At 35.8% G+C, this 8647-nt stretch carries 8 protein-coding genes; 4 read left to right on the forward strand and 4 right to left on the reverse strand.

The genetic code is table 11. The features are described from left to right. The 3 genes from Q8907_09040 to Q8907_09050 all read right to left on the reverse strand — a co-directional run. On the reverse strand, positions 1–782 hold a 782-nt coding region (locus tag Q8907_09040), incomplete at its 3' end, for a hypothetical protein (GenBank protein MDP4274409.1). Next, complete coding sequence (locus Q8907_09045) at positions 760–1692, reverse strand: glycosyltransferase family 2 protein (protein MDP4274410.1); 933 nt, start codon at positions 1690–1692, stop codon at positions 760–762. The genes Q8907_09040 and Q8907_09045, both read right to left, overlap by 23 nt. 17 nt (positions 1693–1709) lie before the next feature. Then, entirely contained in the window at positions 1710–3035 is a 1326-nt protein-coding gene (locus tag Q8907_09050; protein ID MDP4274411.1) for a hypothetical protein, read from the reverse strand. Positions 3036–3418: 383 nt separating this feature from the next. On the opposite strand from Q8907_09050, the gene Q8907_09055 reads away from it, so the two are divergent. Genes Q8907_09055 through Q8907_09065 form a run of 3 tightly spaced genes read left to right on the forward strand, consistent with a single transcriptional unit; the run spans position 3419 to position 7048 of the window. After that, the gene (locus tag Q8907_09055) at positions 3419–4279 is read left to right on the forward strand and encodes a hypothetical protein (GenBank protein ID MDP4274412.1); all 861 of its coding nucleotides are present in this window, start codon (positions 3419–3421) and stop codon (positions 4277–4279) included. 12 nt (positions 4280–4291) lie between these two features. Further along, positions 4292–5869, forward strand: a complete 1578-nt coding sequence (locus Q8907_09060; protein ID MDP4274413.1) for a hypothetical protein — start codon at positions 4292–4294, stop codon at positions 5867–5869. Between the two features lie 39 nt (positions 5870–5908). Beyond that, positions 5909–7048 (forward strand): glycosyltransferase family 4 protein, encoded by a 1140-nt coding sequence (locus tag Q8907_09065; protein ID MDP4274414.1) that lies wholly within the window; start codon positions 5909–5911, stop codon positions 7046–7048. Here Q8907_09065 and Q8907_09070 read toward each other — a convergent pair. Then, positions 7031–8167 carry a glycosyltransferase family 2 protein gene (locus Q8907_09070; GenBank protein MDP4274415.1) on the reverse strand — a complete coding sequence of 379 codons (1137 nt, stop codon included), beginning with the start codon at positions 8165–8167 and terminating at the stop codon, positions 7031–7033. The genes Q8907_09065 and Q8907_09070 overlap by 18 nt on opposite strands. A 151-nt stretch (positions 8168–8318) precedes the next feature. Here Q8907_09070 and Q8907_09075 point away from each other — a divergent pair. Next, positions 8319–8647 (forward strand): HAD family hydrolase (locus tag Q8907_09075; GenBank protein ID MDP4274416.1); only part of this gene is annotated, 329 nt, incomplete at its 3' end.

The raw sequence follows: 8647 nt of genomic DNA on the forward strand, positions 1-8647 counted from the left end.
AGACGGGGAATTTCCTTGTTCGGAATAATCCTTATTTGAAGGTCAAATAAGTTCCGTTGGTTTATAAGCCGTTCATAAATATCAAAATGATCAGTTAAACCGGCGATGGTAACTTTAAACCGGGCACCAGTCTGAGCCAAACGTTGTGCCGCTTCAATCAAAAATTCAAGGCCTTTGTTATATCGAATTGCTCCAAAGAACAGGAAATTAAACTGTCCATTCGTATTCATCCTTTTTGTAGAAGGCGGATCTCCATAGTCTTTCAGAAGCATCCTGGCCAGATAGGTGTTTTTGCCCGAATATTGTTTGTTAAACAATTCCATTTGGGTTTGAGAGAAAAACTGATAATTTTTAAAAGCTTTAAAATAAAGGAGATTGTTCAGCCGATGAAACCCTCCTATAAATTTGGGATGGGGTTGGACATCGTGAATTCCAACTACAATTTGTTTGCGTTTCAAAAACAGGAGAGTGAGCAGGTTGAGGTAAATATCTTCGATGGTTTCAAAATAAATAACAGAGGGCCTGAATGCTTTGATAGAACGGATAATCGAAAAATCAATCTTCAGGCTGTAGGGGCTACGTCTTCTGTATTTCCGGCTGTATATAATCGTTTTTACCTGATTGTCATGGCAATATTGCCTTACATCTGTTTCATCGTATTCCCTTCTTTCTTTATCGAAAATAACAATCCACATCAAATCGAAACGCTTATTTAATTTCGAAATGAGCTGTAAATCTACTTCAAGAAAGTAGGAGGGACTAATGTACGCGAGTTTTACCATGGGGTTTCCTTGCCGGTTTTAGTTTGAGTCTGAAGAAATTCCATAAATAACGGGTATATTTGTCAAAAAGGGCAAAATAGGCCAACGGGCTTTTTACATGTTTGTGATAGAATTCAATATCTTTTTTAACATTATAAATAGAACGGGTTGAATTCATGGATTCAATCAATTTCCTGAAACTGAGTTGATGGTCCAAACCTGTATTTTGGACACAGTTCCAGATTTTTAACTGAGGGAAAACCCGCAACTTAAAGCCTTCACATTTTGCTCGGTAACTGAAGTCAACATCGCCGTGATACTGGGGAAATTGTTCACTATCCAGATAACCGATTTTATCAACGACAGTTTTGGGAATTACAGTGCCCATTCCGGTTAGCCAATCTGCATCAATAGTCCTTTCAAATTCAGAAGAATCCGGCTGCTTAAACCCATTGAGGGTTTTCTTTCCGGTCATGGGATTAAAATAGCCCCCCATCAGCCAGATTATTCCGGGTTTATCTGCAAAAAATATTTTGGAACCTGTCAGGGAATTCCCGTCCTGTTTTGCCAGAATAGAAAGTAATTCGGTGAAATAATCATTTTTAATAATGATGTCATTATTCCATAAAAGGATATGTGTACACATCAGGTTTTCGAAAGCAATATGGGCCATCCGGTTGATGGATCCTCCCCACCAGTTGTTCCCGTCACCTCTTAAAAGGATAATTCCTGGGTAATATTTGCTAACATATTCAAAAGTATTGTCGGAAGAGCCATCATCAAATATCAAAATTTGGATTTGATGGTTTATAATTGAGAATGCTGCCTGTTTTATACTTTCGCTCAGGTTTACCAAAGCTGTTTTAGTATAATTCAGCGAATTATAGACAGGAATTAGAACCGCAAGGCTTATGGCTTCATCTGCTTTCATGGTAGGCACAGGGTTTATTACAATAGCTGATATACCTGCTCGGGTTTGTATTTGCTGCCTTTTACCAGAAAAAGGTTGTAATACAAGTTGAGATAAAAGAACATGAGCATGTATCCATAAAAATATAAATGGTCAAATAATGCTGTACTGTTAATATACAGAACTGCGGCAACAAATGCTATGAAAATCGGATTGTCCGTCACTTTACACACCAACCAGCTTCTTGCAAAATACTGGAACCAGAAAAGAAGATATAAGGCCAGTCCAATTATCCCGGAACGAAACATAATATCAAAATAAGCTACATGTATTCCGTGCCACAAGTAGGTTAAGTAATCTTTATCTATCCAACTCGTTATCCCGTAACCAAAAAGAGGCCGCTGAGGGAAGAATTTATCAAAATAGATTTGCGTTGATTCTGTCCGGCCTTTGTATGTGTCGGTCACTATCCTGTTCTGGTATATTTTCGACTGTTCAATATCGGCACTGAAAGTAACAATAGTGAATAATAATAACAGGCTTATCACAGGGATCAGAATCAGATTGTAACTTTTGTATTTGTAATAAATAAAGAACATACTGCCTATCAATGGGATACCCCAAACCCATTTGGAGTAAGTAAAAAAGCAGGAACAACAGAGGCCGATGAAAATAACCAGAAACAAATTTTTCTTCTTATAAAGATTGAGAAATAAGAAATAAAGTGACAGGCAGCCCATGGCTATGCCTGCATCATGAGCACTAATTCCGGAAAATATGGAATTATTTCTGTAAATACCTTCCAGATCTTTATACAATTCCAATCCTTCTGTTGAGCTCTGGTGTATCCCTAAATAGAAAAACGGGGTGATGGCGATTTGAATAAGACTGACAAAAACAATTCCTATAGAAACAATGACTAGAATATTTGTGAGTATTTTTAAATCATATAAATTGAAATCGATATTTTCAAAAAGTATAAGGCAACCTAGTATGCTGAAAGAATATAAATTTAACGAAAAAGCAACTTTGCCGGTGTTAAAATATTGGTTAAGAATGGTATATGCAAAATAGATTAAAAGCCAGAAGGTGATTTTTGAGATGACAATCTGAAAACGGTTAATGATGAAAAAATAAATTAATAGGGCGGATAAGAATATGTAAACAAGTTCCTGGAAATCAATATATGAATTTCCTGCAGCAAAGTAGGGAAGGTAGCCCCCCACAAACGGAAATACTAAAAGATAAGCATAAAAAAATTTTTTAATCAAATTTCCAAAACTGCGATTTTGAAATTCTGCTTTCGCTTTGATTAACTCGTTTTTTAAAGCTGCTTCCGGAGAATATGTCCCTTTATTTTCCATAGATTCTCTTTTGGGTTAACCACTTTATTTACGCGAGAAATACCAAACAGGATAATCGCTTCCTTCAATTAGAAACTTCTGAACTTTATTCTAATTTATGAAAAAATATGATAAAGAATATATGGATTCTTTAATTTTGACTAATTCTATTATTATCAGGTGGGAATCTACTTTTATTTGTGATAATTTTCCTTTTTTAAGTCATGAGTTGTTAAATCTTCTCCTCCCTGATAGTTATCCCTTTCCCTTTATTTCTACGGATAAAATTAAATTTTTCCTAAACGCAGGATGATAGTTATCTTGTTAATATTTGGGCAATTACTTTTTTTTTGATATTTTAGATTAATAAACATTTTTACTCTGATGAATGACCCCCTACTGCCATGAAAACTGTAGTATATCAATCATATAGGACTAAAAACGTTCCGGCGTGGATTAAAAGTGCAATGGCGATTGCAAAAAAATGGGCTGAAAGTAAAGGGTATACTTATATTTTTATAGATGATCGAATGTTTGATTATGTCCCGGAATGGTTTAAGAATGAAGTCAATAACCAGGTTTGTCCTATATCCGATCTGGCAAGGCTGGCTATAGCGAAGGAACTGCTGTCCAATGGCTTTGAACGGGCAATCTGGTTGGATGCCGATCTGATAATTATGGATCCTGAACATTTTGATATTGCTGTGGATACAGAATTTGCACTGACTAAGGAAATTTGGCTGGAATCAAACAGGTTTGGCTTTGTTACCTTTTATACACGTGTTTGTAATGAAGTATTAGTAATAACAAACAAAAACAGCATATTGGATTTTTATATTTATGCCTGTAAATCAATTGTCAATAATAAAAGTCCTTGGATAAACCGGTTTAAGGAAGATACTTCACTAAGTATTTCTTTGAAACGCTTAAAATCGAGATTAACTCCAAAACATTCCCGCTTATCAATTTCAATTGTTGGAACTGATTTTCTTACCAATCTTTACAAATTGTTTGATTTCCCATTATTAACTAATGTAGGCACTTTAAGTCCGATTCTGATGAATGAGGTTTTTACCGGAAGGACCAAATATTTAAAAAATTATATAAAACGTTGTAACAACCCATTATCCGCAGTTAATTTGATAGGCTCTTTCCAAAATCTAATGGTGAATGCTGTATTGATGAATGAACCATTTTATGAAGGGGTTTATCAAAATTTAGTGGAAACCAAAGGTAGATTAATCAATGATTTATTAACAGATTAATTATTATATATTATGGAACCTAAGATGGTAAGTTCTTTTAATACAAACTCTCTGAATGGGTTTATCGACCGATTGATGAAACTGTTTAATAAGGTCAATCCCTTCATTCTGATTTTTGTTTTAATCTGTGCAACTTTCCTTTCATTTAATATTCATCCTGACGAAGAACATTATTTCGCTTTGGCCAAGCAATTCATTGATCCAAACTGGATACCCCATTCCTTTTTGTTTTCCGAATGGCCCGGTGAAAGGTTTATATTCCAGTATATAGTTGGGCCCTTGTTAAACTACCTTAGCTTTGAGCAATTTGCTTTTTGGGGGATGTTGGTTTGCGCTTTACTTTTTGCATTCCCTCTTGCTGAAATTTTCAAATTGTTGAAAATTTCGAATGTGGAAATACTGTTCCTTTTCCAGATTATTTTTTTCTCTTCCCAAAATCATCAGGTTAATCAGTCTTTTTTCGGCGGCGAATCAATTTTTGCTGCCGTTGAACCTAAGACCTTTGCTTATATCTTGATATTTTTTGCTTTGTTTTTTCTGTTAAAAGAAAAATATTGGCAGTTCGTTTTGTTCTCAGTTTTAGCTACCTATAATCATTTTTTGGCTGGAGGATGGTTTTTCCTTGTGGCTTGTTGTTATATATTTATTTATACAAGGGATTTTAAAAAGTTCTTTTTAAACGGCCTTATTTATTTCCTGGCCGTTTTGCCCTATATTATTTATCTTTATAATGGGACCAAATCAATTGCTCCCCAAATGCATGGGATAAAATATGACTGGTTGATTACATATTTCGGAAATCCTCATCATGCAACACTTTTCAAGGATAAGGAAGTCTTTATGAAAGATATTTTGCCCAGGGTATTAATTATGTTTTCCTGTTTCCTGATCTGCGTTTCCCTGTTTTCAAAAATAAAAGATGAATATATTCATAAACTGAATATTCTGAATATCCTTATTTTCTCTGTTTTAACAATATTCCTTTTAGTCGGCTTTTTTGATAAAACCGGACTGATACTTAAATTATTGCCTTATCGTATCGCTTCAATTGGACTTCTTCTGACCTGGATTGAATTATTCCTGTATCTAAATTATTCTATTTTAACAAAGGAAATGGGCTTTGATATACTTAAAATTGCCTTTATCCTGGCTTTGCCTTTGCTGTTATATTCTATTGCCAGAAAGGCATATTCCATTCCCCGGCCCATAGAGAGTACTGTTGAAATGGATGCTTTGTGTAATTATGTTGATGTAAATACCAGGCCTACTGATGTTTTCGCTTTTGTGGGATTTGGTAACAAAGTATATAGCCTAGACCGGGACTTTGAAAATTCATTCTGCCGGAGGGCCAGGAGAGACAGATTCGTAGTGTATAGATTTATTCCTTATAACAATAAGATTTATGAATGGTATTATCGTTTAAAGGAAATGGAAAAGATCCTGCGTGATCCCATATATATATTTGAGTCCATTAAAAGATTTAAAATAGATTATCTGGTTAGTGACAAAGAATTGTGCGGTTTTTCACCTTATAAGGTTTATCAGAATAAAACATATGTTTTATATAAGTTGCCCAAAATCGTCAGATAAAAAGATTACCCAAAATTCACCCTTTAAAAACCAAAGGAAATGAATGTGACTTTTGTGACTATTTTTGATGGACATGATATCCGGAATTGGTCAGGTACGGAATATTATTTGTCAAAAGTATTGGAACAACAAGAGTTTGAGCTCAATTATATTGGCCATTTACGAACAAGTCTTTACCATAGGATGAAACGAAGACTTCGGGACCGGGTCGGCATCAATCGTTATCTTGAAAAACGGGATCCTCTTGTTGTAAAAAATTATGCAAGGCAGATTAACCGTCAACTGGCTGAGCTTAAAACTGACCTTATCTTTAGCCCTTCTTCTGTCCCGGTTTCACTTTTAAGCACTAACAAACCAATTGTATTTTGTACGGATGCCATTTTTGCAGGAATGATTGATTTTTATGATGAATTTACAAATCTGTCCCCAAAAACAATAAGAAACGGACACCAAATGGAACAATCTGCCTTCGACCGTTGCAGCCTGGCTATTGTTTCTTCCCAATGGGCCGCTGATGTGGCTATCAAAAATTATGATGTTTCTCCGGAGAAAATTAAAGTAGTGCCATTTGGTGCAAATATTGAATGCTCCAGGACTATAGATGACATAAGAGGTATGGTTGAAAGCCGTTCCACTCAGTTTTGCAGCCTGACTTTTATCGGTTATGACTGGAAACGTAAAGGTGGCGATATTGCTTTTGCTGTTGTACAAGCTTTAAATCAAGCCGGCTTGCCATCCGAACTTAATATTATTGGATGTGACCCTTTTCAGGAAGACGCAATACCTCCATCATACGTTCATGTATATGGCAAACTGAACAAAGAATCGGAATCAGATATGGAACTTTATGGTAAGGTTGTCAGAAAATCACACTTTCTGATTATGCCTTCAAGGGCCGAAGCCTACGGATTGGTATTTTGTGAAGCCAATTCCTTCGGTGTACCTTGCATTGCCTCAAATGTTGGAGGAATTCCTACCATTATCAAAGATAATGTCAATGGTATGAAATTCCCTCCAAATTCTGCAATAAATCAATATGTTGCCTATATCACCAGTGTTTTTGCCAATTATGAACGGTACAAGGATATGGCCTTTTCCTCATTTCACGAATATGAAACCCGTCTCAACTGGAATGTGGCCGGGAAAACCATCAAAAAACTCTTATTGCAACTGAGTTGATGAGTTTGCTTTTTCTACTTCTTTTTCTAATTTTTGAATGTGCTTGTATAAGGTGGTGTTGATGTGGAAGGTTTCTTCGAAATATCTTTTATTCTGTAGGGATAAAAATCCAATGCTCAGAAATTGCAAGGCTACGATGAATGTCCCTCCCCCAATTAGAAAGGCTTGTGGCCTGGCTTTGAAAACTTCAGCAATGGCAGCCGAAAGCCTGTCATCAAAATAACCATTTGCTGCAGTGATGTCCGGATAAATGGTCATTGTATTGATAAATATCCAGATAATAATATAAAGTGAAATTAACATTATAATTAATCCTAGTCCCAAAAAGAAAATATAGGGCCGGAAAATAAAACCGGACATTAAACCTGAAAAAATTCCTTTAAACACTCTGATGCTTGATGTCCTTTTCTGGCCATAGGAATTTTGGAAAGTCCAGTCCAGGTGGGCTGGTATTTCAATAATTCTGGCCCTGAGAATCATTGATTTATATATTATCTCAGGATTTATCTCATAATCTTTGGCTTTGAGATTCAGCGAGCGCAGGAATTGACCGTTGTATGCCCTGACCATACTGGTAAATGTATAAAATTTTTCCTGCGAGGTAACGGACATATATTTATTTACAAACTTGCTGAGTTTTTTCCGTAGAAAAGGTACACCGGTTACTTTCCCGCCTTTCATGTAAGGCGAAGCAATTACTACATCCGCCTGATTTTCGATGAGCACGGCCAGCATCTTGTCAATATGTTCGGGTGCATAGCTCATATCCAGGTCCATCGTTATCACATAATCTCCTTTGGAATGCTGAAAGCCTGTTTTCAGAGCATTTCCTAAATTCATGTTGACCAGGTGATGGTAGACTTTGATTTTATTATTGCAGGTGGCAATAACATCTGCCAGCCGCCCGGTCTCATCCGTTGATCCGTCGTCTATCAGAATAAGTTCCCAGCGGTAATTGTTCTCGAGGGTAGAAAGGTATTTGCAGAAAATACCGATGCTCTTTTCCATAATGGCAGCTTCATTGAATGCCGGTATGATGATGGATACCAGGGGTACATTATTTGTGCTGCCTGTTTTACCTGAAGCAGGTACGGTTTTGGTTTCGTAATAGTTTTCCATAAGCTTATCTGATTTACACTTAATTGGATTCTTTCAGTTTTTATGGGAATACTAATTCATGGAGGTTTTATAACTAAATGTAAGTTAATTTAATCAATAAAAATTAAATCCCTTTTACTAATTTTATGAATGGATAAAAATTGGAGTTGAAATGCAGAAAAATTTAGTTGTCTTTGATTTTGACGGTACCATTACTTTTAAAGACAGTTTAGCTGAAATGATTAAGTTTCAAAAAGGGATACTGTCCTTCTGGCTGGGCGTTATTATTTTATCGCCTGTGTTGGTTCTTTTCAAATTGGGATTTATTCCCAACCAAAGGGCCAAAGAATTTGTACTGGCTTACTTTTTTAAAAATGATGATTGGAAACAGTTTCAACAAAAATGTACCCGTTTTTCACTGGAAAAGCTTCCGCAAATTGTGAAAACAAGTGCTTTGGAATGTATTCAAAAACATCAGGAAGCCGGTGATCGTGTAATGAT

Source organism: Bacteroidota bacterium, from assembly GCA_030706565.1.
GTDB lineage: Bacteria > Bacteroidota > Bacteroidia > Bacteroidales > JAUZOH01 > JAUZOH01.

Coding starts and splice junctions, on each gene's coding strand:
- Q8907_09045 (MDP4274410.1), bottom strand. CDS start 1,692: ATGAAAGCAGATGAAGCCATAAGCCTTGCGGTTCTAATTCCTGTCTAT.
- Q8907_09050 (MDP4274411.1), bottom strand. CDS start 3,035: ATGGAAAATAAAGGGACATATTCTCCGGAAGCAGCTTTAAAAAACGAG.
- Q8907_09055 (MDP4274412.1), top strand. CDS start 3,419: ATGAAAACTGTAGTATATCAATCATATAGGACTAAAAACGTTCCGGCG.
- Q8907_09060 (MDP4274413.1), top strand. CDS start 4,292: ATGGAACCTAAGATGGTAAGTTCTTTTAATACAAACTCTCTGAATGGG.
- Q8907_09065 (MDP4274414.1), top strand. CDS start 5,909: ATGAATGTGACTTTTGTGACTATTTTTGATGGACATGATATCCGGAAT.
- Q8907_09070 (MDP4274415.1), bottom strand. CDS start 8,167: ATGGAAAACTATTACGAAACCAAAACCGTACCTGCTTCAGGTAAAACA.